Source organism: Micromonospora aridisoli, assembly GCF_056150025.1.
On the sequence record NZ_JAXCFK010000005.1, the window covers coordinates 74952 to 99597 of the forward strand.

19 protein-coding genes and 1 pseudogene are annotated in these 24646 nt (G+C 72.3%); 11 read left to right on the plus strand and 9 right to left on the minus strand.

The genetic code is table 11. From position 1 onward, the window contains the following. Positions 1 to 89: 89 nt before the first annotated feature. Positions 90 to 692, minus strand: a complete 603-nt coding sequence (locus tag SM447_RS12365) for a response regulator (RefSeq protein ID WP_474572899.1) — start codon at positions 690 to 692, stop codon at positions 90 to 92. After that, on the minus strand, positions 689 to 1840 hold the full coding sequence (locus SM447_RS12370; RefSeq protein WP_474572900.1) for a sensor histidine kinase: 1152 nt from the start codon (positions 1838 to 1840) through the stop codon (positions 689 to 691). The genes SM447_RS12365 and SM447_RS12370 overlap by 4 nt, the downstream gene beginning before the upstream one ends. Positions 1841 to 1947: 107 nt before the next feature. Between SM447_RS12370 and SM447_RS12375 the strand changes: the two genes are divergently transcribed. The 4 genes from SM447_RS12375 (at position 1948) to SM447_RS12390 (ending at position 4889) form a co-directional block, all read left to right on the plus strand. Further along, positions 1948 to 2829, plus strand: a complete 882-nt coding sequence (locus tag SM447_RS12375) for an ABC transporter ATP-binding protein (RefSeq protein WP_474572901.1) — start codon at positions 1948 to 1950, stop codon at positions 2827 to 2829. A 26-nt stretch (positions 2830 to 2855) separates the two neighbouring features. Further along, positions 2856 to 3575: a hypothetical protein gene (locus tag SM447_RS12380; protein WP_474572902.1), complete on the plus strand. Its 720-nt coding sequence runs from the start codon at positions 2856 to 2858 to the stop codon at positions 3573 to 3575. A 441-nt stretch (positions 3576 to 4016) separates the two neighbouring features. Further along, complete coding sequence (locus tag SM447_RS12385) at positions 4017 to 4445, plus strand: DUF4260 domain-containing protein (RefSeq protein ID WP_474572903.1); 429 nt, start codon at positions 4017 to 4019, stop codon at positions 4443 to 4445. A gap of 87 nt (positions 4446 to 4532) precedes the next feature. Further along, positions 4533 to 4889, plus strand: a complete 357-nt coding sequence (locus tag SM447_RS12390; RefSeq protein ID WP_474572904.1) for a VOC family protein — start codon at positions 4533 to 4535, stop codon at positions 4887 to 4889. Between the two features lie 329 nt (positions 4890 to 5218). On the opposite strand, the gene SM447_RS12395 is transcribed toward SM447_RS12390, so the two are convergent. From SM447_RS12395 to SM447_RS12405, 3 genes and pseudogenes are all read right to left on the minus strand, one after another. Then, positions 5219 to 5521, minus strand: a complete 303-nt coding sequence (locus SM447_RS12395; protein WP_474573261.1) for a hemerythrin domain-containing protein — start codon at positions 5519 to 5521, stop codon at positions 5219 to 5221. Next, a pseudogene (locus SM447_RS12400) lies at positions 5513 to 5698 on the minus strand (nitroreductase/quinone reductase family protein); the annotation flags it as partial. The pseudogene SM447_RS12400 and the gene SM447_RS12395, both read right to left, overlap by 9 nt. A gap of 144 nt (positions 5699 to 5842) precedes the next feature. Further along, entirely contained in the window at positions 5843 to 6313 is a 471-nt protein-coding gene (locus SM447_RS12405) for a DnaJ family domain-containing protein (protein WP_474573262.1), read from the minus strand. Positions 6314 to 6427: 114 nt separating this feature from the next. Here SM447_RS12405 and SM447_RS12410 point away from each other — a divergent pair, with 114 nt between their 5' ends. Then, positions 6428 to 7078, plus strand: a complete 651-nt coding sequence (locus SM447_RS12410) for a LysE family translocator (RefSeq protein WP_474572905.1) — start codon at positions 6428 to 6430, stop codon at positions 7076 to 7078. A 516-nt stretch (positions 7079 to 7594) separates the two neighbouring features. Here the strand turns inward: SM447_RS12410 and SM447_RS12415 are convergent. Beyond that, entirely contained in the window at positions 7595 to 9643 is a 2049-nt protein-coding gene (locus SM447_RS12415; RefSeq protein ID WP_474573263.1) for a beta-galactosidase, read from the minus strand. Between the two features lie 154 nt (positions 9644 to 9797). On the opposite strand from SM447_RS12415, the gene SM447_RS12420 reads away from it, so the two are divergent. After that, a complete protein-coding gene (locus SM447_RS12420) occupies positions 9798 to 12146 on the plus strand; it encodes a TIM-barrel domain-containing protein (RefSeq protein ID WP_474572906.1) in 2349 nt (782 codons plus the stop codon). Between the two features lie 72 nt (positions 12147 to 12218). Here the strand turns inward: SM447_RS12420 and SM447_RS12425 are convergent, their stop codons facing one another. Genes SM447_RS12425 through SM447_RS12435 form a run of 3 tightly spaced genes read right to left on the minus strand, consistent with a single transcriptional unit; the run spans position 12219 to position 15917 of the window. Continuing rightward, positions 12219 to 13202 (minus strand): carbohydrate ABC transporter permease, encoded by a 984-nt coding sequence (locus tag SM447_RS12425; RefSeq protein WP_474572907.1) that lies wholly within the window; start codon positions 13200 to 13202, stop codon positions 12219 to 12221. Then, complete coding sequence (locus SM447_RS12430; RefSeq protein ID WP_474572908.1) at positions 13199 to 14206, minus strand: ABC transporter permease; 1008 nt, start codon at positions 14204 to 14206, stop codon at positions 13199 to 13201. Before SM447_RS12430 ends, SM447_RS12425 begins: the two co-directional genes overlap by 4 nt. Before the next feature lie 43 nt (positions 14207 to 14249). Next, positions 14250 to 15917, minus strand: coding sequence for an extracellular solute-binding protein (locus tag SM447_RS12435; RefSeq protein WP_474572909.1), 1668 nt, complete (start codon positions 15915 to 15917; stop codon positions 14250 to 14252). Positions 15918 to 16111: 194 nt separating this feature from the next. Between SM447_RS12435 and SM447_RS12440 the strand changes: the two genes are divergently transcribed. The 5 genes from SM447_RS12440 to SM447_RS12460 all read left to right on the plus strand — a co-directional run bounded on the left by SM447_RS12440 (position 16112) and on the right by SM447_RS12460 (position 24615). Further along, the gene (locus SM447_RS12440) at positions 16112 to 17329 is read left to right on the plus strand and encodes an ROK family transcriptional regulator (RefSeq protein ID WP_474572910.1); all 1218 of its coding nucleotides are present in this window, start codon (positions 16112 to 16114) and stop codon (positions 17327 to 17329) included. A 277-nt stretch (positions 17330 to 17606) separates the two neighbouring features. Then, complete coding sequence (locus tag SM447_RS12445) at positions 17607 to 20054, plus strand: glycoside hydrolase family 3 C-terminal domain-containing protein (protein ID WP_474572911.1); 2448 nt, start codon at positions 17607 to 17609, stop codon at positions 20052 to 20054. Then, complete coding sequence (locus tag SM447_RS12450) at positions 20051 to 21124, plus strand: LacI family DNA-binding transcriptional regulator (RefSeq protein WP_474572912.1); 1074 nt, start codon at positions 20051 to 20053, stop codon at positions 21122 to 21124. The genes SM447_RS12445 and SM447_RS12450 overlap by 4 nt, the downstream gene beginning before the upstream one ends. Next, positions 21121 to 23319: a glycosyl hydrolase family 95 catalytic domain-containing protein gene (locus SM447_RS12455; protein ID WP_474572913.1), complete on the plus strand. Its 2199-nt coding sequence runs from the start codon at positions 21121 to 21123 to the stop codon at positions 23317 to 23319. Before SM447_RS12450 ends, SM447_RS12455 begins: the two co-directional genes overlap by 4 nt. 138 nt (positions 23320 to 23457) lie before the next feature. After that, positions 23458 to 24615 carry a hypothetical protein gene (locus tag SM447_RS12460; RefSeq protein WP_474572914.1) on the plus strand — a complete coding sequence of 386 codons (1158 nt, stop codon included), beginning with the start codon at positions 23458 to 23460 and terminating at the stop codon, positions 24613 to 24615. Positions 24616 to 24646: the final 31 nt, after the last annotated feature.

Consider the following 24646-nt stretch of genomic DNA (forward strand, 5'->3'; position numbering starts at 1 on the left):
CTATGGCCTGCCACTGACCCTGGACGATGTGGCGGCACTGGTCGCGGCCCGATGGACGGACGGACCTGATCAACACCCGGGACGGGGGCTCACAGCCAGTCGTGTTCCCGGGCGTAGCGGGCCGCCTCGTGGCGGGTCCGGGTCTGGGTCTTACGCATCGCGTTGGAGAGATAGTTGCGTACGGTGCCCGGCGCGAGGTGGAGGCGGGCGGCGATGTCGGCGACCGAGTAGCCCTCGCCGGTGACCCGCAGCACATCGGCCTCGCGATCCGTCAGCGGGGAGTCCTCGGTGACGGCGAGCACGGACACGTCCGAATCGATCCAGCGCTTCCCCGCGTGCAGGGTGGCGATGACTGAGGCGATGTGGGCCGGCTCGGCGGATTTGCTGACGAAACCCTGGACGCCGAGCTTCAACGCCTTACGCAGCACGCCGGGGCGGGCGTGCCGGGTCAGCATGAGGACCACCTGCTCCGGTCGCACGCGGCGGATTTCGGCGACCGCGCCGAGCCCGTCCACGCCCGGCATCTCCAGATCGATGACCAACACGTCGGGCCGGTGCCGCAGGGTCGCCTCGATGGCCGCCCCACCGTCTTGGGCCTCGTCGACAACGGTGATGTCGCCCTCCATCGGCAGCAGCGCGGCCAGGGCGGTGCGCAGCAGCATCTCGTCGTCGGCGAGCACGATGGTTGTCACCTCGCGTCCTCCCCCGGGACCGTGGGGGCCATGCCGGCCCGCGCGGGCGGAAACACCGCAGCCGTCAGGAATCGATCGTCCTTCAGTTCCACGGTCAACTCGCCGCCATCACTCGCCACCCGTTGCCGAAGCGCCGCGAGCCCCCTGAGCTCGGGGACCGTGGCGGCGGTCACGCCGTCGTTGACGATGGTGATGCCCCGCGCAGCGAGCGTGATCTGCACCTTCGTGGCCTGTGCGTGCCGCAGGATGTTGGTGGTCGTCTCGCGCAGCACCTGCCCGAGCATTTCGCCGACGTGGGCAGCGACCTCGGCCTCCCGGGTGACCCGGACCCGAATGCCGGCGGCCTCGAACAGGTTCTTCGCATTCTCGATCTCTGCGGTCAGGTTGAGCCGCCGTTGGGCGTACGCGAGTTCCTTGGTCTGCGCGATGGTGTCGCTGACCAGCGCGTACGTCTCCTGCAACTCCCTGCCCGCCCGTGCGGTGTCACGGTCCAGCAGTTTCTGGGCCAGGGCGATCTTCAATTTGACCACGTGCAGGGTGTGTCCCTGGATGTCGTGCAGGTCGCTGGCGAACCGGGCCCGTTCCCGGACCACGGCCAACTCCGCCTCGCGCTCCCGGGTCTGTTCGAGTTCCCGGATGAGGTCGTAGAACCGCTCACCCACTATCGTCACGACGGTCACGACGACGGTGAGAATGGTCGGGACGAGAACGTAGGCGACCAGAACCTGGCGTACGTCGTCCCGTTCCACCAGCAGTCGCGTAGCGCCGATCGCGGCGACGTAGGAGAACAACCCCACCATCGCGAGAACCCGCCGCCGCACCTCGCGCAGGGCGAGGGAACCCACGGCGCAGATCCCCCAGTACGCGTTCGGACTACCGGTGACCAGCACCCCCAGTGGCCACACCGTGCCCGCGACGATCACGCAGGGCAGGGCGAACCGGGACAGGTCGTTCGCCGTCCACCGTTCGAAGGCCACCACGGCCGCCACCGCACCCGGTGCCAGCACGACGATGTGCCACCAGGCATGCACGTCGATGTAGAGCAGCACCACCGCGGCGAACACCACCGGCGGCAGTGAGGTCGCCAGATTGAGCCGGCGCAGCCTTCGCTGCGTCGACTCGGTGAAGCGCGGCGGTCGTGCGGTCACCGTCTCAGTATCCGGCAGCCCGTGGTCACGACCAGTGACACCACGTCATATGCGGTCGTGACGCCACGCCACTGACCGGTCGGTCGCGCCCGCGCTGTCATGGGTGCATGTCCACCACACCAGTCATCGAAGTCGACCGGCTGAACCTCACCTACGGCGACTTTCACGCCGTGAAGGACCTCTCCTTCGAGGTACGGCCCGGAGAGCTCTACGCACTGCTAGGCACCAACGGCGCCGGAAAGACCTCCACCCTCGAAGTTGTCGAGGGACACCGGCGGCCAACCTCGGGCACGGTACGCGTCTTCGGGCACAGCCCCGACGACCGGCGAACGGTACGTCCCCGAATGGGTGTGATGCTCCAGGAGAGCGGATTCTCCCCGGACCTCACCGTCCGTGAGTCCGTCGGCCTGATCGGCCGGCTCACCCGGCGCACCGACGACGTCGGCCGGGTGCTCGACCTCGTCGACCTCACCGGCCGGGCGAGCCGGAAGGTATCCCAACTCTCCGGCGGCGAAAAACGGCGGCTGGACTTCGCCACCGCCGTCTACGGCACTCCGGAGCTGATCTTCCTGGACGAGCCGACCACGGGCCTGGACATCCAGTCCCGCGACGCCGTCTGGGCGACGGTCGACCGGCTGCGGGAAAACGGCGCCACCATCATGCTCACCACCCACTACCTGGAGGAGGCACAGCAGCGCGCCGACCGCATCGGGCTCATGCACCAGGGCACCCTCCACCGGGAGGGCACCGTCTCCGAACTGACCCGCACCCTGCCGGGGGTCATCCGCTTCACCCTGCCGAGGCCGACGCCGGCGCTGCCGCTACCGGCCGCCGTCGACGCCGACGGGAAGGTCCTGGTCGAGACCTTCGCCCTGCAGAAGGATCTGCACCTCCTGCTCCGGTGGGCGCAGGAGCACGCGGTGGAACTGCCCGACCTGGCGGCCGGGCCGACCCGGCTCGACGACGTGTTCCGCGCCATCAACACCTGATTCGGTCTCTCGAGAGGAAAGTCCAGATGTTGTCCATCGCCTCCAGCGAACTGATCCAGATCTTCCGTAACCGGCTGGTGCTGGTCACCAGCCTCATCGTCCCGGCGGCCGTCTCCGCCCTCTTCGTCCGCCAGCACGAGACCTTCGCCGCCGTCGGCAGCCTCGGCTACATCGCGGCGATCGTGATGTTCACCGTGGCCGCGTTCGGGCTCTACACCACCGCCGTCACGACCCTTGCCTCCCGGCGCCAGAACCTCTTCCTCAAGCGGTTGCGCTCCACCGCCGAAAGTGATGCCGGCATCCTCACCGGCCTGCTGCTGCCCGTCACCGTCCTGGCCACGATCCAGGTGGCCGCGATCCTGACCGCGCTGGCCGTGGTCGCCGGTGGACCAGCCGACGTCGTCCTGCTCGTGGTGGCGACCCTGGCGGCCTTGGCCATGATGATCGCACTGGCCCTGGCCACCGCAGGTCTGACCAACTCCCCCGAGCACGCCCAGGTCACCACCCTGCCCGTCAGTCTCGGCGCGATCGCCGTGGCCAGCTGGGTAGGCGTCAGCGGCACCGCTGACCTCACCTGGCTCAAGCGGCTGCTGCCCGGCGGCGCGGCCACCGAACTGACCATGAACGCCTGGAACGGTGGCACCGCTGTGACCGAATCCCTGTTCCTGCTCGCGCCCACCCTGGGCTGGGTCGTCGTCGCCGTCGCCCTGGCTACCCGACTCTTCCGCTGGGAGCCCCGCCGATGACCGCGGTATCCCGGGAGCACCCGGCCACTCAGATCCTGGCCAAGGACCTTCTGCTTCTCCTGTTCCAGCCCAGGTCCGGGACCATCGCGGGACAGAACACGCTTCCATGTCCTCGGCGGAGCCGTCCTCGCGGAGTTCGCCCTCGGCGACCACCTGACCACGACGGCCCGGGGCCGGGTCAGGAGCGTGGCGGGTCACCCACCATCGGATGGCCTCCGCCGCCCGGCGTGGGACCACCTCGTCGAGAAGCCGCGAGGGGTGCAGACGGGGCTCGCGGCCGGTCGGCCCCGCTGTGCGCGAGCCGGTGCTGGATCGGACGTGGTGACATCGATCAGGAGCCTCGCCTCGACCCACATGCTCCGGTCCGGACTCGTCCGGGCGCTCACCGGTTGATCGGGCGAGCACCATGAGTGTCAGTCCCAACCGACCTGGAGGTGGAAGATGCCAACTCTGAACCCGGTCACCGCGCAGCGCATCGAGGCGGTCGTCGTCGCCGCCCTCGCCGTCGTCGTGACCGTCGCCGCCGGATACCCGTGGTGGTCGCTGCTCGCCCTCTTCCTCGTCTTCGACCTGTCCATGCTCGGCTACCTGCACGGGCCACGCCTCGGCGCCTTCTGCTACAACCTGGCTCACTCCTACACGCTGCCGGCGGCGCTCGGCGCGGCGACCGTTGTCGCAGCCGCGTGGCACGACCGAATCGACTGGCTCGGAATTCTGGCCGTCGCCTGGGCATTCCATATCGCCGTCGACCGCGCGCTGGGCTACGGCCTGAAGACGACCGAGGGATTCGAACACACCCACCTCGGCCGGATCGGAAATGCTCGGCGTACCGGATCGAAGGTCGGGGTGCCGGACCGGCCCGGCAGATGAAAACCCGCGCGGCGACCGTCCAACGGCGATCAGGCCGGCCGCGGCGGCCGGCCACACGATCGGCACGCGCTCGGTCAGAATCGCAGCATGGCGAACGTCTGGTCCGGTGTGACGATCGACTGCCTTGATCCCGAGCGGGTAGCGCGATTCTGGAGCGCCCTGCTCGGTCGCGAGCCCGGGCCGTCTCCGCAGGGTTGGGTCTACCTCGGCGAGCGAGGCGATCCTCAGCCGCGGCTGGTGTTCCAGCCGGTGTCGGAGCCCGGGACCGGCAAGGTGCGGATCCACCTGGACATCTCCGTCGACGACATCGACGAGGCAATGGCGATGGTCGTCGAGCTGGGTGGCCGGTTCACCGGCGAACGGCACGACTACGACGAGGGCGTGGTCGTCGTCATGGCCGATCCGGAGGGCCACGAGTTCTGCCTGGTCCAGTACTTCCGCTGACCGGCCCACGACCCGGACCCATCGACACGTCCGAGCGCCGGTCACCGATCTCACTGAACTGGGCACAGGTCCGCGCTCCGGAACCAGCGCACGCCACTCCCGCACCAGCCTAGATGCTTATGCATCTTAACTGTCATTATGATGCATGGTCGCTTTGTCCGATTCGCGGCAACCAATTAACGGATTACTGTTAACGGCAATCTGTTAATCGGTCTTCGGTGCTGCGTCGCCGCCTGTTGAACGTCCGGCACCGCTGGCGGTTCGTTGCCTCGACGGACGGGGCAGCGCCAGGACGAACACGCGCCCCGGACGCTGCCCCCGCGTCAACGTCAGCCAGTCCCGTCGAGCACCGGGATCAACTGCTCCTCCCCGTACGCCAGGTGGGCCTCCAGTTCGGCGACGAGCCGGGCGACCCGACCGCGGACCTGCTCGCGGTCGGCCGCCGTGTCGTCGACGGTGTGCCGGAGCTGTTCCAGCAGCTCCGCGACCCGCCGGTGCTCCTCGCGCAGCCGGTCGAGCACGGGCGCGAGATCCGGTCGTTGGCGTCGTGGATCATCCTCAGCGCCGCGCCCCACGACGGCGCGTCGGGTGGGACCGCCGGGCTGCGGATAGAGAGCCACGACGGGAATCACCCGTTCCGTCTTCGCCTGGTAGTCCGCCCAACCCGGGTCCGTCTCGACGGCCCGGGCGAAGAGCCGGTCGCGTTCGGCACCGGTGAGCACCTCGGCACGCGCCGGATAGGTGAAGGTGCCGTCCTCGACGGTCACCTGCGGATCGGTGATCAGGTTGCGGTACCACTGTGGATTCCGGTCCGCTCCCCCCGGCGGACGCGATCACCAGGATGCGTTCCGCGCCGTCGGGCAGGTAGCCGACGGGGTGGTGTGTCGGGTGCCGGTGCGTGCTCCCGTGGTGGTGAGCAGGATCAGGCGGCTGTCCTCGAACGGGCCGTTGCGTTACGCGGCGCGGCGACGGCGGAACCAGGAACGCCGTGGCGGCACCGGCGGCTCAGCGGTCTGCGATCGTACGGCGTCGCGCCGCTGCTCCTGCCAGCGGCGCACCACCGCCTCGGGGTCGACCGGGCGCACCACCACCCGTGGTCCGGACGGGTTGCGCAGCCAGGCCAGCACCTCGGCGTTGAGGTCGGCGACACAGGCCCGGACGGCCTGTTCGGTGGGCAGGTCGCGGACCTCGTCGGCGAGTTGCTCGATGCGGCGGCGCAGCAGCAACGGGGTGGGCAGCAGCAGGTCGGTCGGCACCTGCTCGCGCTCCAGGAAACTCTTGATCCACCACGATTCGTCGTAGGGCAGGCCCCGGCCGGCGATCGGCTTGCCCGCGCCGGGCAGGTCGTCGAACTCGCCGCGTTCCTGAGCCGACCTGATCTGCGCCTCGACCGACGCTTCCCACCGCCTGTCCAACCGCGCCACCTCCCCGGACAACCGTAACGTGACCACCGTCTCTCGATGGCGCAGCGTCACGGGCCCGGCCGGCATTCCCCGGTGGCCTAGGCTCGTAGCACACGTGGGACGGGGGTCACGGACATGGTGGGTACGGCTGGAGTCGTCGGGATCGCGCTGGTCGCCCTGGGGCTGGTGCTGACACCGGGGCCGAACATGGTCTACCTGGTGTCCCGGTCGGTGACCCAGGGCCGGCGGGCGGGGCTGATCTCCCTGCTCGGGGTGGCCGCCGGGTTCGCGGTGTACCTGGGCGCGGCGGTGGCCGGCATTGCCACCGTGTTCGTGCTGGTTCCGGCGCTGTACACGGCGGTCAAGGTGGCCGGCGCGGCGTACCTGCTGTGGCTGGCGTGGCAGGCGTTGCGTCCGGGCGGTCAGTCGCCGTTCACCCCGGCGCCGCTGCCACCCGATCCGGCTCGACGACTGTTCACCATGGGGTTGGTCACCAACCTGCTCAACCCGAAGATCGCCATCCTGTACGTGTCGCTGCTGCCGCAGTTCATCGACCCGGCGCGGGGCAACGTGGCCGGGCAGAGTCTGCTGCTGGGGCTGACCCAGATCGCCGTGGCGTTGACGGTGAACACGCTGATCGTGCTGACCGCCGGTGGCATCGCCGGTTTCCTCAGCCGCCGACCGCTGTGGCTGCGGGTACAGCGGATCGTGATGGGTACGGTGCTGGCGGCGCTGGCGGTACGGATCGCCGCCGACCGCTCCCGTGCCGCCGTCGCCACCGGTTGAGTCTCCGGGCGGCGGCTCAGCGGCGGGTCGTCCCGGCCGCCACGTCCAGCAGGTGTTCCAGTACCGCCCGGTCGGCAGATGCGACAGCAGGTGGGTCGAGCCCGTGGATCGTGGCGAGCACGTCGCCGACGGCACGGGTGACCGACGAACGGGCCGGGGCCAGCAGCGGCGGCCGGGTGCAGCCCTCCGTAGACCCGCCACCGGTCCGTCACCAGCGACCCCGCCGCCCCATGTCGTCGGCGCGGGCGACGGCCGTGCTGCTCGGCCAGCCGGTCCTGGGCGGTGGCCGGCGTCGCGGCCGGGTCGATGTCGCGCAGGCCGGCCAGCAGGTTCTTGGCCCGCTGGCGCAGGTGGTCGAGGTTGGGGTTGTCGGGCAGGGTCTTCACGCGGCACCTCGCTGCTCGCCCGGACTCGCACGGGCGGATTTGAGCGTCGGTGTCCGTCGCTCGAAGAATGTGCGGGGTGGCTTCAAGCCTTCCGGCGAGTCGCGGCGCGTCCCGACGCGCTGCTTCGAGGTTAGCCAGCGGCTGCCGACGGATCGACCCGGCTCTCGCGGAGCACGGCGACGCCGCCGGGCCGCAGGGTCAGCTCCTCCTCGATTCGTGTCGCGCTGAGCAGCTCCGTCCCCCGCGCCGGTACGCGCTGCTCACACCCGGTGTGGTTGAACAGGAAGAGCCAGCTCGTGTCGCCGTCGCGGCGGCGTACCGTCTCCACCCCTTCGGGCGCGCCGGGGCAGACCGGGGCGACGCCGGCCGTCCGGGCGACGGTGTCGAGCAGCCGACGGTAGGTGGTGTCGTCGGGGCGGGTGGACAGGTACCAGGCGGTGCCGTCGCCGGCCCGGTGCCGGGTGACGGCGGGCATCGCGTCGAGCACCCCGCCGACGTAAGACCCGACGGTGTCGGCCCCGGTCAGGCGCAGCGTCTCGGCCCAGATGCGCCCCGTCCCGCCGTCGTCGAGTCGGACGTGGTCGTCGGCGGCGAGCGGGTGGAACTCCTCGGCGTGGACGCCGAGCAGGTCCCGCAGCGCGCCGGGGTAGCCGCCGAGGCGTACCCGGGCGTGTTCGTCGGCGACGCCACTGAGGTACGTGGCCAGCAGGTGCCCGCCGGAGTGGACGTACCCGCGCAGCCAGTCGGCGGTGGCGTCGTCGGTCAGGTACAGGGCGGGCAGGACCAGCAGCCGGTACCCGTCGAGGGGGTCGCCAGGGCTGACGGTGTCGCAGGCGTAGCCGGCACGCCAGAGGAGGCGGTGCGCGGCGGCGAGTTCGTCGTGGTGGTCCGGCAGGGTCGACGGCAGACCGGGGTGGCGCAGCGCCCAGCCGCTGGCCGCGTCGACGACCAGTGCCACGGACGCCTCGACGGCGCCTCGAACCTCGGTGAGGTGGCGCAGCGCGGCACCCAGTTGGACGGCTTCCCGGAACACCCGGCTCTCCGGTCCCGCGTGTGGCACCAGGGCGGAGTGGAAGCGTTCGGCGCCGCCGACCGGTGCCCGCCACTGGAAGAACATCGCACCGTGCGAACCGCGGGCGACGTGGGTGAGGCTGTGCCGCAGCATCCGCCCCGGTTCCTTGGTGTGCATCCGTCCGGCGGTGTGGATCTGGTTGGGTGCGCTCTCCATCAGCAACCACGTCGTCGCGGCGTCGCCGGCCGGCGACGTGCGGGACCGGTGGGCGGCGGCGTGCCGCGCCCAGCCACGGGCGAGGTCGGCGGCGAGCGCGGTCTGTTCCTCGGCGCCGCCGTCGACGGCGGACGGGTAGTGGTCGACGGCGACCAGGTCCACCTCGGTGGCCCAGCGGGCGTGGTCGACCGGCACCCAGTCGCCGAGCACGTAGTTGGTGGTGACCGGCAGCGCCGGGTTCGCCGCCCGCAGCAGGTCGCGTTGTTCGGTGTACGCGGCGAGGAGGGTGTCCGACCAGAAGCGGCGGAAGTCGAGCAGTTGGCCGGGGTTGGGCAGGTACTGGGTTGCCCGGGGGGTGCTGACCTGCGCCCAGTCGGAGTAGTGCTGGCTCCAGAAGCTGGTCACCCAGGCGTCGTTGAGGGCGGTCAGGTCGCCGTGCCGGGCGGCCAGCCAGAGCCGGAACGCGCGGGCGGCGTGCTCGCAGTGGCAGATCGTGCCGTACTCGTTGTGCACGCGCCAGCCGGCCAGCGCCGGGTGGTGGGCGTACCGGTCGGCCAGGGCGGTGGTGATCCGCAGCGCGGACTCGCGGTAGGCGGGCGTGGCGGCGCAGTAGGTGTCCCGGCTGCCGTGGTGCAGGCGGATCCCGTCGGCGGTCACCGGTAGCGCGCCCGGGTGGGCCAGGGTGAACCAGGGCGGCGGCGAGGCGGTGGGGGTGGCCAGGGCAACCCGCACGCCGCCGGCGTGCAGCAGGTCGAGCACCCGGTCGAGCCAGTCGAAGGTGTACCGGCCAGGTGCCGGTTCGAGCCGGGACCAGGCGAACACCCCCACGGTGACGAGGTTGACCCCGGCCTGGCGCATCAGGGCGACGTCCTCGGCCCACACGTGAGGCGGCCACTGCTCGGGGTTGTAGTCGCCGCCGTAGCAGAGCGGGCCGTCGGTCCACATCACCATCACCCGCCATTAGTTTACGACCCGTCCAAACTATGGATCATCGTCGCACATGTCAACGGCCCCGCCACCGGTGTGATTGAAGATCCTCGTTGACAGTTTGTTGGGTAGTTAAAGAAACTGTCGGCACCGCCGCTAACGCCGTCGAGGAGAGCTGATGCCGTACCGCCCGCCGTTGGTGCCCTACGAGACCTTCGTCGCCGACCCGCCCGACCTGCCGGTGCGCGCCCCCGGTGAGGCAGGTCCGGCCGTGGTGAGCCGGGCCGAGGTCGCCGGCACCGACGCGTACGGGGCGACCGTCAAGGCGGTGCTGGCCGACGGGGTGACCGCCGTGGTGCGGGTCGACGCGGCCGGCGACGGGATGATCCGGGTGCGCCTGGCCGAGGACCCGCAGGCCCGCAGCCGATCGGCCCGGGTGATGCCGTTGGTGCACCCCCGGACCCACCCGGCCACCGTCACCGCCGACGACCGGCACGTACGGGTCGACGCCGGCGCGGTGATCGCCGAGATCCGGCTCGACCCGTGGCACATCCGGTTCCTACGCCCCGACGGTTCACTGCTGCTGGAGCAGGATCCCGGCACCGTCGACATCAGCGGCCGGCGGCGCACCCTCCCGTTCGGGCACTCCACCACCGACGGGGTCCGCGTCGCCTGGCACGAGAGTTTCGTCGCCCCCGGCGACGAGCGCTTCGTCGGTTTCGGGGAGAAGTTCACCCCGTTGGACAAGCGTGGCCAGCGGGCGCTGATGTGGAACTTCGACGCCTTCGGCAGCGAGTCCGACCGGTCGCACAAGAACGTCCCGTTCTACCTGTCCAGTCGCGGCTACGGGATCCTGGTCGACAGCGGGACGCCGGTGCAGTTCGACGTCTGCCAGTCCACCCACAGCGCGGTGCAGATCCTGGTCCCCGACGACCTGCTCGACTACTACGTGCTGGCCGGGCCGCGCCCCGTCGAGGTTCTGGACCGCCTGCACCGGCTGACCGGGCGGCCGTACCTGCCGCCGCGCTGGACCTTCGGCACCTGGGTCTCCTCGGGCTTCTACCCGGACAGCCAGGACAGGGTGCTGGAGCGGGCCCGGCGTCTGCGCGAGCGGGACATCCCCTGCGACGTGCTGCACCTGGACTGCTACTGGCAGGTCGCCGGCAACTGGTCGGACCTGCGGTGGGACACCGAGGCGTTCCCCGACCCGGCCGGGATGCTGCGGACCCTGGCCGAGCAGGGGTTCCGGGTCTGCCTGTGGATGAACCCGTACGTGATGACGGCCAGTCCGCTCTATGCCGAGGCCGAGGCCGCCGGGTACTTCCTGCGCCGCCCGGACGGCAGCACGTACGTCGCCGACGTGTGGCACGGCAGCTACCCGACCTCGGCCATCGTGGACCTGACCAACCCCGAGGCGGTTGACTGGTTCACCGGGCTGCTGCGGCCCCTGCTGCGGCAGGGCGTGGCGGTGTTCAAGACCGACTTCGCCGAGGGAGTGCCCGCCGACGCGGTGGCCCACAACGGGATGAGCGGCGTCGACCTGCACAACGTGTACGCACTGCTGTTCAACGACGTGGTCGCCGGTGTCACCGAGGAGGTGGCCGGTCACCGGGCGGTGTGGGCGCGCTCGTCGTACCTGGGCGGGCAGCGGCACAGCGCACAGTGGAGCGGCGACGTCAACGCCACCTGGCCGGCGTTGGCCAGCACGCTGCGCGGCGGGCTGTCGCACGGGTTGTCCGGGGTGCCGTTCTGGAGCCACGACACCGGTGGCTTCCACGGCACCCCCGAGCCCGACCTCTACGTGCGCTGGTCGCAGTTCGGGGCGCTGTCGCCGCTGGTCCGCCTGCACGGCACCACCAGCAGGCTGCCCTGGGAGTTCCCGGCCGAGGCGGAAGCACTCGCGGTGGCCGCGCTGCGGCTGCGCTACCGGCTGATGCCGTACCTGTGGTCAGCGGCGGTGCGCTCGGCCCGCACCGGCGTACCGATGATGCGGGCCCTGCTGGTCGACACCCCGCACGACCCGACGGCCTGGACCACCGACCTGCAGTACCGCCTCGGAACGGACCTGCTGGTCGCGCCGGTCGTCGATCCGTCCGGCGAGCGTGACGTCTACCTGCCCGTCGGCGACGACTGGTTCGACGCCGCCACCGGTGAGCTGCATCCGGGCGGCCGGCATCTGCGGGTGCGGGTGCCGCTGGACCGGATACCGTTGTACGTGCGCCGGGGCGCGCTGCTGCCGCTGGTCGCGCCCGAGGCCACCGTGGGCGACGGACCGTTCCGCAACGTCACCCTGGTCAGTTGGGGCGCGGTGGACGGCGAGACGGTCGTGCACGACGTGGACGGCGACACGTTCATCGCGGCGGTCCGCGACGGCGACGAGTTGCGGATCCGGACCCGGGGGCCGCTGCTGGTGGGGCAGCTGGCTCTCGCGGGGGTCGGCGACGCCGACCGACCGGCCCGGTCACTGCTCAACGGTGCGGCGGTGACCGTCGTGCCCTTCGCGGGACTCTGTCCCGCGCGGGGTTGACCGTCCCACGCGGCGCCTCGACTGGACGGAGTCGGGCGCCGCGTGGGACGGGGCCGCCCGTACCCTGCCGGGTCAGCCCTTCACCGCACCGGTGATCACGCCCTTGGTGAAGTGCCGCTGCACGAACGGGTAGATGATCACCGCCGGAATGACCGTCACCACCACCACCGCCATCTTGACCGCGAGCGTCGGCGGGTACGCGGTCACGCCGGGCAGGTTCACTGCCGCGCCGGAGACGTTCGGCGACTGCCCGGCCAGGATGTAGCTCTGCAACACCCGCTGGATCGGGAACTTGTCGTTGGAGTCGATGTAGAGCACCGCGTTGAAGTACACGTTCCAGTAGCCGACCGCGTAGAAGAGCCCGACCACGGCGATCACCGCCTTGGACAGCGGCAGCACGATCCGGGTCAGGATGCGCAGTTCACCGGCGCCGTCGATGCGGGCGCTGTCGAGCAGTTCCGCCGGCACGTTCATGAAGAACGCGCGGATCACCACCAGGTTGAACACGCTGATCGCACTGGGCAGGATCAGCGACCAGAGGCTGTCCTTGAGCCCGAGACCGGTGACCACCAGGTAGCTCGGCACCAGTCCCGGGAAGATCAGGAACGTCAGCAGGAAGTAGAACAGCAGCCCACGGTGGGCCACCGAGCCGGGCCGGGACAGTCCGTACGCGGCCAGCACGGTGAGCACCAGGCTGACCGTGGTACCCAGCACGGTGACCAGGGTGCTGATCCACACCGCCCGGGTGACGTCTCCGCCGCTGAAGATGGTGATGTACGCCGACGGGTCGATCTCCCGGGGAATCATCACCATGCCGCCCGCGTCGTCGATGGTGCCGCGGGAGGCGAGGCTGGTGACCAGCACCGCCCAGAGCGGCACCAGCACCGCCGCGACCAGCAGGGTGAGCACGACCCCCTTGCCGATGGTCAGGGACGTCGAGGGGCGCCCCGCCCACACCGGACGACCGGGGTGGCGTCGCCGGGGTGGTGACGGGGGCGGTCCCGCCGTGGTCGGTGCCGCGGGCACCGGCCCGGCACCGCTGAGCTGTGCGGTCATGACTTGGAGTACACCCCCTGCTCACCGAGCCGATGCGCGATCTTGTTGGCGGTGAGGATCAGCGCCAACCCGACCGCCGCCTTGAACAGGCCCGCCGCGGCCCCGAGCCCCCACTGCTGGGTGCTGATCGCCTGGTAGTAGACGAAGGTGTCGAGCACCTCGGCGGCCTCCCGGCCGACCGCCTCACGTTGCAGGATGAACTGCTCGAAGCCGACCGAGAGCGCGTCGCCGAGCCGCATGATGAGCAGCAGCACGATCACCGGACGCAGGCCCGGCAGGGTGATGTGCCACAGCCGTCGCCACCGGCCGGCGCCGTCGGCGGCCGCCGCCTCGTACAGGTTCTGGTCGATCGCCGACAGGGCGGCCAGGAAGACGATGGCTCCCCAGCCGAGGTCCTTCCACACCGCCTCCGCGGTGACCAGCACGATGAACGTGTCCGGGTTGGTCATGATCTCCCAGGGCTCGAGGCCGGCCTGGCGCATCTCCTGGGCCAGCAGCCCGGCCCCGCCGAACATCTGCACGAAGAACGTCACCACCAGCACCCAACTGAAGAAGTGCGGCAGGTAGACCACGCTCTGCACGAAGCCGCGCAGCCGCCCGGAGACGACGCTGTTGAGGATGAGCGCCAGCAGGATCGGTAGCGGGAAGAAGAACACCAGTTGGAAGGCGGTGATGCTGAGCGTGTTGCGCACCGCGTCCCAGAACAGCGGGTCGCGGAACAGGGCCTCGAAGTTGCCGAACCCGATCCATTCGCTGTTGAGGAACGCCTCCAGCGGGTCGTCGCCGACGAACGGGTTGTAGTCCTGAAAGGCGATGATGTTGCCCAGGGTCGGCAGGTAGTGGAAGACCAGCAGCAGCGCCGCCGCCGGCGCGGCCATCGCCAGCAGCGGCCAGTCGCGGCGCAGCCGCACCTTCAGGCTGCGCCGCCGGCCCCGCCGGGGACGCCGCGGTGACGGCGTACGCCCGGCGGGTGGTCGCGTGTCGACGGTGCCGGGGGCGCTCACGGCCGCACCCCGCCGCCGGTCGGCGGCACGCTCACCTGCCTGCTCATCGGCCGTTGTCGGCGAGCGCCTTCTCGTGGAACGCGCGGCCCTCCTCGCCACCGGTGTCGAGGAACTCCTTGCGTACCTGAGCCAGGTCGCTGACCGGGCGACGACCGCGCAGGATGTCGCGGATCTTGTCGTCGGTCGGCTGGATGATCTTCGACCAGTTCGCCGGCAGTTCCAGCTTGATCCCGGCGAACAGGTCCTGCTCCATCTGGCCGATGTGGTTGCGGTAGTACCCGATGTAGTCCTGCACGTAGTTGGGGGTGTCGCCGCTGCGCACCTTGACCGGCACCCGACCGCCGATGTGGGTGTACTGCGCGCCCAACTCGGTACGTCCCCGCTCGGTCAGCGTCGGCGTACCGTCCGTGCCCCGGGTGAAGTGCTGTCCCTCCACGCCGTACTCGCGCAGTTCGAACTCCCGGCTGCCGAACGGCGCGGCACACCAGTTGAGCACCCGCAGCAACTCGTCGACCCGCTCGGTGGGCAGGTCCTTCCTGAGGAAGGTGTAGAAGATCGGCTTCTCGCTGCCCCAGATGACCGGTTGGGCGCCCTGCGCGCCGAAGACCGGCAGCGGCTGCATGTCGAAGGTGGGCAGTTCCTTGACCCGTTCGCTCTGCATGCCCTGCCAGGCACCGAGGCCGTCACGGTACATCAGGATCTTGCCGGAGTTGAACAGCTGCTTCTCGTCGGCGCCCTTGCTGGCCACCGTGTCCGGGTGCACCAGGCCCTCGGCGAACAGCCGGGCGGTGAACGCCAGCGCCGCCTCGAACGCCGGGTCCTCGAACTTGTGCTGCAGGCCGCCGTCGGGCTTCTTGCGCCAGGTCTGGTGGCAGCCGAAGTACTGCTGGATCATCTCGAAGACACTGCCGAAGGCCCACACGCCCTTGGCCGGGTCGGTGGCCTTCTTGCCGAACTCGTACAGCTCGTCGGGGCTGGTGGGGGCGGCCAGTCCGGCGGCGCCGAGCAGATCCTTGCGGTAGAACATGGCCCACGCGAACGGGCCGTCGGTGGGGAACGGCACGGCGTAGAGCCGTCCGCCCCAGACCGAGTACTCCCAGGCGCCGCTGGGCAGCGCGGCCAGGTACGGGTACTTCGCCGCGTTGTCGCCCTGGAGGTGGTCGGTCAGGTCGGTGAACAACGCCTTGACCGCGTCGGAGAACCGGGCGACCTTGTCCACCTCCCAGTTCGGCGCGGACAGCAGCTCCGGCACGTCGCGGGCACCGAGCATGGCGTTGAGTTTGTCGGCGTAGGTGAGGCCGTCCTGCAGGCTCGGGTTGACCTCCACGCCGAGCTTGCCGTTCACCGCGCTCAGGTAGGAGTTGCGGCCCAGCGGCGGCGGGGTCGGGCCCCACCACGGGCTCATCGTCTGGATCGGCGGGCCACCCCGGCCGGGCTGCTCGGTGACCGCGTCGACCAGCTCGCGCGGGTAGCTGAGGTAGCCGTCCGGGATCGGGCCCTCGCCGGGGATGTCCGGCTTGAGCAGCTCAGCCCGCTGGTAGGTGGGCAGCACCGCCTTGATGGCGTCGGCGTTGGTGGCGCTGCCCTGGCTCCCGGCTTCCTTGCTGCAACCGGCCAGGGCGCCGCCGCTCACGGTCGCGGCTGCGCCGAGGCCGAGCAGCCGCAGCATGGTCCGGCGGTCGGTGGATGCGCTCGGCAGGGAAGGCTTCACGGCGCACTCCCTTCGTTGTCGGTAATGGTTTGCGGAGCAGGAGGCTCGGGCTAGGATTAGTTGGGGTTCTAGCCGAACAAACTAATCGACGGTAATCCGTCCCACAAGACAGGCGGGCGGCCTGGTCGGTCCCGCCAGCGCGGTACGCGATGATGGACGCGCGCCGCGACACCGGCGCAGGGAGCGGGCAGATCGTGATCAGCATCCACAACGAACCGCAGCCGACCGATCTCGGTGACGTACGCGTCGCCAACCGGGCGGTGGTGCTGCGGCACGTACGTCTGCACGCCCCCTGCTCCCGGGCCGACATCGCCGCGCGGACCGGCCTGAACAAGGCCACCGTCTCCAGTCTGGTGACCGAGCTGATCGACCAGCGGCTGGTCCGCGAGACCGGGCTGACCGAGAACCGGGTCGGCCGACCGGCCACCATGCTGGTGCTCGACGGTGAGCCGTACGCCGCCCTGGGCCTGCAGATCGGCGTCGACGAACTGGTGGCCGTCGCCATCGACCTCGGCGGCAACCGGCTGCTCACCTGGCGGCGGGCCTTCGCCGCGACCACCGTCTCCCCTACCGAGACGCTGCGCGCCGTGGCCGCACTCGCCCGACGGGCGGTCGCCCGGGTCACCGCCCAGGGCCGCACCGTGCTGGGCCTCACCCTCGGCGTCCCCGGACTGGTCGACCCCTCCGGCGCGGTGCCGCTGGCCGACGCCCTCGGTTGGCGGGACGTGCCGGTCGCCGCCGAGCTGCGCGCCGCCCTGCGGGAACCGGAGTTCACCGTCGGGGTCGACAGCGTCGCCAACCTCGCCGCCCTCGCCGAGCAGCGGCACGGCGCGTACGCGGGCGGCACCGACCTGGTGCACCTCACCGGCGGGCTCACCGTCGCCGCCGGCATCATCGCGGCCGGACGACTGCTGCGCGGCGGGCGCGGCTTCGCTGGCGAGATCGGGCACCTCACGCTGGACCCGGCCGGGCCGCCCTGTCCCTGCGGCAACCGTGGCTGTCTGACCGCCCTGGTCGGCCTGCCCGCCGTGGTGCGCCGGCTGTTGCCTGACGCCGAGGCCGACGGTCCGGTCGTCGACCACCTGCCGGAACTGACCCGGATCGTGGCGCTCGCCCGGCAGGGGGACCCCGGCGTGTGCAGCGGGCTGGCCGAGATTGGCCGGCACCTCGGGCGCGGTGTCGCCGTCCTGGCCGACCTGCTCAACCCCGAGACGGTCGTGCTCGGCGACCACTTCGCCACCCTGGCCCCCTGGTTGCTGCCGGCGGCCCGCTCCGAGCTGGCCGCACGCACGCACGCCCCGGGCGCGGGCGGGTGTCGCCTGGAGGCCTCCGTCCTGGACACCGCCGCCGCGCTCGGCGGCGCCACCGCCGCCCTGGCCACCGTCGAGGCCGGACGGTTGCCGGCCCGCTGATCCGCCACCGTCGGGCGGCCGCCCCGACGGGCAACGTCCGCGGTCGATGCCCACTCGGCCGGTCGGAGTCTTGACCCGACCCGCCGCGGGTGCCAACCTCGAAGCGAGCCGCTCCGTACGGGCACCCGGGGCGGCTTGCTTTCCACGGTTTGTCGAAGCGCTTCGCCAGCGTCCGGGCCGACGACCGTCATCCCACCATGACCTGCGATGCCGCTCGGCCATCCGCCGTCGAAGCGCTTCGACCTCCGGCGTGCCGGGCACTGGAAGGCGATCCACCATGACCGACCGCACCACGCCCCCGCCCCGGGACCGGGTCGACGACCTGCTGGCCCGGCTGACCCTGCCGGAGAAGATCGGGCTGCTGCACCAGTGGCAGGCCCCCGTGCCCCGGCTCGGCCTGCCCGGCTTCCGCACCGGCACCGAGGCGCTGCACGGCGTCGCCTGGCTCGGCCCGGCGACCGTATTTCCCCAGGCCATCGGCCTGGCCAGCAGCTGGAACCCGGACCTGGTGCGCGCCGTCGGCGAGGCCGTCGGCGACGAGGTGCGCGCCAAGCACCAGGCCGACCCGCAGCGGGTCGGCCTCAACGTGTGGGCGCCGGTGGTCAACCCGCTGCGCGACCCGCGCTGGGGACGCAACGAGGAGGGCTGGTCGGAGGACCCGTGGCTGACCGGCCGGCTCGCCACCGCCTACGCCGAGGGCCTGCGCGGTGGGCATCCCGAACGGCTGCGTACCGCACCCACCGTCAAGCACTTCCTCGGCTACAACAACGAGACCGACCGGGCCACCACCTCCAGCGACCTGCCGCCCCGGGTCCTGCACGAGTACGAACTGCCGGCGTTCCGCGCCCCCCTCGCCGTGGGCGCGGCCGTCGCCGCGATGGCCGCGTACAACCTGGTCGACGGGGTCCCGGCCCACCTGAGCCCGCTGATCGACAGTGAACTGCGCCGGTGGGCGCCCGGCGAGGTGCTGGTCGTCGGCGACGCCGGTGCGGTGAGCAACATCGCCGGCGTGCAGGGGCACCTGCCCGACCACGTCAGCGGCTTCGCCGCGGCGCTGCGCGCCGGCATCGACAGCTTCACCGAGGACGACGCCGACAGCTCCCCGACCCGGCGGTACCTGACCGAGGCCCTGGACCGTGGCCTCATCACCGTGTCGGACGTGGACCGGGCGGTCCGGCGGGTGCTCACCGTCCGACTGCGCCTGGGCGACCTCGATCCGCCGCACACGGACCCGTACGCCGCGACCGGTCCGGAGGTCATCGACTGCCCGGCGCACCGGGAGCTGGCCCGGGAGGCCGCCCGGCAGTCGGTGGTGCTGCTGCGCAACCGCGGGCTGCTGCCGCTGACGACCGGCCTGCGGATCGCCGTGCTCGGCCCGCTCGCCGACGCCGTGCACACCGACTGGTACAGCGGCACCCTCCCCTACGCGGTCAGCGTCCACCAGGGGCTGGCGCAGCGGCTGGCGGCCGTCACCACCCATCCGGGCGCCGACCGGATCGCGTTGCGGGTGGGTGACCGTCACGTTGGTTGCCCCGACGCGGCCGAGGGTGGCCCGCTGACCGTCGGCGCCGACGCCGCCGGGTTCGACGTGTTCGACTGGGGTCGGGACGCGGTGGCGTTGCGCGCCGCCGGCAACGGCCGGCACGTCGGCGCCGACGACGACGGCTACCTGGTCAACGACCGCTGCGGCCCCGGCGGCTGGGTGGTCCGGGAGACCTTCCAGTTCGATCCGCTGCCCGGCGGCACGGTGCTGCTGCGCCACCTGGCCACCGACCGCTACGTCACCGTCGACGACGAGGGCCGGCTGCGGGTCGACGGCGACGGCCGGCAAGCCGGCACCCCCTTCGGCATCGAGGTGATCGTCGACGGTGCGGCGCGCGCCGCCGAGCTGGCCGCCGCCGCCGACGTGGCGGTGGTGACGTTGGGCAACCATCCGATGGTCAACGGGCGGGAGACCGAGGACCGCCTCGACCTGGCCCTGCCGGCCCGGCAGGAGGCGCTGCTGCGCGCCGTGCACGCCGCCAACCCGCGCACCGTGCTGGTGGTCACCAGCAGCTACCCGTACGCGCTGGGGTGGGCGCAGGAACACCTGCCGGCGGTGCTCTGGTCGGCGCACGGCGGGCAGGAACACGGCCACGCCCTGGCCGACGTGCTGCTCGGCGACGCCGATCCCGGCGGCCGGCTCACCCAGACCTGGTACGCCGACGCCGCCGAGCTGCCCGACCTGCTCGACTACGACGTGATCGGCTCGGACTCCACCTACCTGTACTACCGGGGCGAGCCGTTGTACCCGTTCGGGCACGGCCTCTCCTACGCCGACTACGACTACCGTGACCTGCGGCTGAGCGCCACATCGGTGAGCGCCGGCGAGGAGGTCGAGGTGAGCGTGGACGTCACCAACACCAGCGGCCGCACCGGTGTGGAGGTGGTGCAGCTCTACACCCGGCAGCGCCGCTCCCGGGTCAAGCAGCCGCTGCGCCAACTGCGCGACTTCGCCCGGATCGTCCTGTCACCGGGCGAGCGGCGTACCGTCACACTGCGCCTGCGCACCGCCGAGCTGTGCTGGTGGGACGCCGAGCGGGGCGCGCACGTGGTGGAGGACGCCACCCACACCGTGCTGGTGGGGCGGTCCGCGACCGACGTGCGGCTGGTCGACGCCGTGGCCGTACGCGGTGAACCGTTCGGTCGGCCGACCCGGCCGCACGCCGCGAGCGGGGTCCGGTGAGCGGGCGGGGCCGGACGCCGTCCGGTCAGCCCACCATCGCCGACGTGGCCCGGCACGCCGGTGTCGCGGTGAGCACCGTGTCGTACGTGCTCAGCGGCAAACGCGCCATCTCCGAGGTGACCCGCAACCGGGTGCTGGCCAGCGTGCGGCTGCTCGGCTACCACCCGAACGCCGGGGCGCGGGCCCTGGCCAGCCGGCGCGCCAACGTGATCGCGCTGGTGCTGCCGCTGCGCTCGGGCATCCAGGTGCCGGTGGTGATGCAGTTCGCCACGGCGGTGGTGACCTCCGCCCGCCGCCACGACCACGACGTGCTGCTGCTGACCTCCGACGAGGGCCCGCAGGGGTTGCACCGCATCGCGGCCGGCGCCCTGGTCGACGGGGTGCTGGTGATGGACGTGGAACTGCACGACGTGCGGGTGCCGCTGCTGCGGCAGCTCGGCCGACCCAGTGTGCTGATCGGGCTGCCCGCCGACACCGCCGGCCTGACCTGTGTGGACCTGGACTTCCACCGGGCCGGGCAGGTCTGCGTGGAACACCTGGCGGGGCTCGGCCACCAGCGGATAGCGCTGCTCGGTGCCCCGGCCGCCGTCTACGACCGGGGCACCGGCTTCGCCCACCGCACCCGCGCCGGCGTCGTCGAGGCGGCGACCCGCCACGGCGTCGAGGCGGTGACGCTGCCCTGTGAGGAGAACGCCGCCGAGGTGCACGCCCGGGTGGTCGAGTTGTTCGCCCGGCAGCCGCAGCTGTCCGGGCTGGTGGTGCAGAACGAGGCGGCGGTGGGGCCGGTGCAGGCGGCGCTGGCCGCCCTGGGCCGGCGGGTGCCGCACGACGTGTCGGTGGTGGCGGTCTGCCCCGACCAGTTCGCCGAGCACGCCAGCCCACGGCTGACCTCGGTGCCGGTGCCGGCGGAGGAGATCGGCCGGCAGGCCGTGTCGCTGCTGATGCGCAAGCTGCGTGACGAGGCCGTACCGCAGGTGACGCTGCTGGAACCCCGGCTGACCGTGCGGGACAGCACCGCCGCCGTCGCGCCGGCCGACCCGGCGTACGACGGCCGGACGGCGGCCCGGTGACCGGACCGGCGCACCGGATCTGGGACACCGCACCGGCGCTCGGCTGGGCAGACGCGTTCCTCGCCGGCAACGGCGAGTACGGGATCATGGTGCACGGCGACCCGTACGCCGAACGGATCGTGGTCAACCACCACCGGTTCGTGCTGCCCAACGGCACCCACGACGCGCGTGCGCCGCAGTTGGCGGCCATGCTGCCCCGGATCCGGCGGCTGGTCCTCGCCGACCGGCGGGCCGAGGCCGGTCGGCTGCTGGCCGGTGACGGGGTGTTGCGGTGGACGCAGTCGTTCCATCCCGGCTTCGCGCTCACCGTCGAGGCGGCCGGCGGACCGGTGGACGACTACCGTCGGTACACCGACTTCGACACCGGCGAGGTCGTCGTGCGGTGGGCCGGCGGGAGCCGCCGCTCGTTCGTCTCGCGTACCGACCGGATGGTCGTCACCTGGCTGGACATGGGCGCCTGCCGCGTCGGGGCGACCGGGGACCTGCCCGGCCGGCCCGCCGCGCTGCGTTACGCGGTGTCGGCGTACCGCCGCGACGGGCTGGTCTTCCTGCGGGTCCGGGGTCGCTACCCGACCGCCGGTGCCGCGTACGGCTTCGAAGGGCTGACCCTGCTCCGCGGCGCGGTCGAGGTCGACGGGGACGGGGTGCGCGTCGACGGCCCCGCTCTGCTGTTGACGGTGCTCGACCGCCCGCAGGCCCGCTGGCGCACCGGGTCGCTGGTCCGCCGGTTGACCGGTCACCGCGACGCCCGCTACGGCGACCTGCTCGCCCGGCACACGGCCCGGCACACACCGGCGTACCGGCGGGTCGAGCTGGACCTGCAGGTGCCGGACGCGCAGCGGGCGTTGCCCGTCGGTGAGCTGCTGGCCCGGCAGGCCGCCGACCCGCGGACCCTGGATCCGGTCCTGCTGGAGCGGCTGTTCCACGCCGGACGGTACCTGCTGCTGAGCGCCAGTGGGGTGCTGCCGCCCCGGTTGACCGGGCTGTGGGCGGGTTCGTGGGACGCCGCCTGGGCCGGTGACTTCACCACCGACGCCAACCTGAACCTTCAGCTCGCCTCGGCCAACATCGCCGCCCTGCCGGAGGTGGTCGAGGCGCACGCGCGGCTGGTACGCGCGCAGGTGGAGCACTGGCGACGCAACGCCCGGGTCATCTACGGGGCGCGTGGCCTGCTGGCGCCCAGCCGCACCGACGGCGAGCACGGACACCTGTTCCACCTGCATCCGGACTGGCCGTTCGCGGCGTGGCTGCCCGGCGCGCACTGGCTGCTGTTCCCGCTCTACGAGCGGCATCTGGTGACCGGCGCGCCGCTGGGCGAGGTGGCGGGTTGGTTGGTGGAGGTGGCCGAGTTCTTCGCCGACGTGCTGACCACCACCGGAGGCGACACGACGTGGGGGTTCGTGCCGTCGTACTCGGCGGAGACCGGGCCGCTGGACGCGACGGGCAGAGCGGTGCACGTGGCGGTCAACGCCACCATGGACATCGCGGCGGCGCGGCACGCGTTCGCGGTGGCCGCCGTGCTGACCGGCGAGCGGCGGTGGGCGCGGCTGGCGGCGCGGCTGCCGGCGTACCGGGTCGACGCCGACGGGGCGTTGACGGAGTGGGCCTGGCCCGGATACGAGGGCGACGAGAACCACCGCCACGTCAGCCATCTGTATCCGGTGTGGCCGCTGGACGAGATCAACCCGGAGGACACCCCGGAGCTGGCCCGGGCCGCGCACCGGGCGCTGCGCCGCCGGGGCGACGAGAACCTGTCCGCGCACGGCAGCCTGCACCGGGCGTTGGCGGCCGCCCGGCTGTACGACGGTCCACTGGTCGAGGCGAACCTTCTCAAGATCGTCGGCAACGACATGTTCTTCCGGTCGCTGATGAGCGCGCACAACCCGGGTCGGGTCACCTACAACGCCGACGCCGCCCACACCCTGCCGGCGGTGCTGATCGAGTCGCTGGTGCAGGGGCGGCCCGGCCGGCTGCGGTTGCTGCCGGCGCCGCTGCCCGCACTGCCGCGCGGAACGCTGCGCGGGGTGCGCTGCCCCGGGCGGGTCACCGTCGAGGAGCTGGCCTGGCGGCCGGGCTCGGTACGCGTCCGGCTGGTCTCGGCGGTCCCGCAGCGGCTGCGGATACGCAGCCCGTACGGTGCGACGGTGCGGCAGCTGGCCGCCGGTGAGCCGACCGGGGTGTCGTTCACCCGATAGCCGTCGGGGCGTGCCGGGACCTCGCGGCGACACCGTCGACGGTGCGGGACGCGCCACGAGGCCCGGCCCTGCCGGTCGTCACCGGGCCGCGTCTCGGCCCAGCATGATCGACAGGGCAGGGCCTAGACTGCCCGTTCGATGGACGTTGAGTCGACAACCGCCGCCGACACCCGCCCCTGCGCCCACTGCGGACGTGACGTGCCGCAGCGCGCCGGGGCGGGCCGCCCGTTCCGGTACTGCCGGGACAACGACGGCGCCTGCCAGCGGGCCTCCCGCAACAGCCGCATGCGACACCGCAACGCCCCGGGCCTGCCCGGCCAGGTGGCCCGCACCTGGGAGGCGGTGGACCGGCTCGACCAGATCGTGGCGACGCTGACCGAGGCGCTGCACGCCGAGCTGTCCCCGGCCGGGGTGCAGCGGCAGCTGTCGCAGCTGCGCGCGGAGACCGCCGGGGAGGTCGCGGCGGCGCAGACCGAACGCGACGAGGCGCTGCGGGTCGCCGAGGACGCCACGGCCCGCGCCGAACGGGAACGCCGACACGCCCAGACCGCGACCGCCGAGCGTGACGCCGCCCTCGGCGAGGCCGCCCGCGCCGCGCAGGAGGCCGCGTCCGCCGCCCAGCGGGCGCAGGACGCGGAGACGGCCCGTGACGAGGCCCGACGGGAGGCCGTGGCCGCGCAGGCGCTGCGGACGCAGGCCGAGGCCGACCGGGATGCCGCCGGAACCCAACTGACCGCGCTGCGTGCCGACCTGGCCGCCGAACGCCGCCGTGGTGGTGAGCTGGCCGCCGAGCGCGATGCCGCCCGCGCCGAGGCCGAGCGTGCTGCCGGCGCCACCGCCGAGGCGGTGGCCGAAGCCGGCCGGTTGCGGACCGAACTGGACCGGTCGCGGTCCGCGGCCGAGCGGGCCCGCGCGGAGGCCGAGCAGGCCCGGGCCGAGGCTGCGCGGCTCACGGTGGAGGTCGAGCGGTCCCGGGCGGACACGGCGGCGGCCCGCGCGGACGCCGAGCGGGCGGCGCAGGCCCGGGCGCAGGCCGACGCCGAGCGCGAGCGGGCGCTGGCCGAGGCGCGGCAGGCCGGCGAGCAGCAGGCTGTCGCCGCCGCCCACGTCGACCGGTTGCGGGACGAGCTGGCCGGCGTCCGCGCGGCGGTCGGTGCCGCCGAGGGCCAGGTCGCCGAGCTGACGGTACGCCTGCGCGCCACCGAGGCCGACCGCGACGACGCCCGCGAGCGGGTGGCGCAGCTGGCCGCCAAGGTCGCCGACCTGGCCACCGCCCTCACCCGCCCCACCCCCTGACCTGGTTCGGTGGTGCGGTCGGGGGCACCTC

Bases quoted from the DNA above. Each gene is read 5' to 3' on its own strand.
- SM447_RS12420 (WP_474572906.1), top strand. From the start codon at position 9,798: ATGCCGTACCGCCCGCCGTTGGTGCCCTACGAGACCTTCGTCGCCGAC.
- SM447_RS12380 (WP_474572902.1), top strand. From the start codon at position 2,856: ATGTTGTCCATCGCCTCCAGCGAACTGATCCAGATCTTCCGTAACCGG.
- SM447_RS12385 (WP_474572903.1), top strand. From the start codon at position 4,017: ATGCCAACTCTGAACCCGGTCACCGCGCAGCGCATCGAGGCGGTCGTC.
- SM447_RS12425 (WP_474572907.1), bottom strand. From the start codon at position 13,202: ATGACCGCACAGCTCAGCGGTGCCGGGCCGGTGCCCGCGGCACCGACC.
- SM447_RS12410 (WP_474572905.1), top strand. From the start codon at position 6,428: ATGGTGGGTACGGCTGGAGTCGTCGGGATCGCGCTGGTCGCCCTGGGG.
- SM447_RS12390 (WP_474572904.1), top strand. From the start codon at position 4,533: ATGGCGAACGTCTGGTCCGGTGTGACGATCGACTGCCTTGATCCCGAG.
- SM447_RS12445 (WP_474572911.1), top strand. From the start codon at position 17,607: ATGACCGACCGCACCACGCCCCCGCCCCGGGACCGGGTCGACGACCTG.
- SM447_RS12375 (WP_474572901.1), top strand. From the start codon at position 1,948: ATGTCCACCACACCAGTCATCGAAGTCGACCGGCTGAACCTCACCTAC.
- SM447_RS12415 (WP_474573263.1), bottom strand. From the start codon at position 9,643: ATGGTGATGTGGACCGACGGCCCGCTCTGCTACGGCGGCGACTACAAC.
- SM447_RS12460 (WP_474572914.1), top strand. From the start codon at position 23,458: ATGGACGTTGAGTCGACAACCGCCGCCGACACCCGCCCCTGCGCCCAC.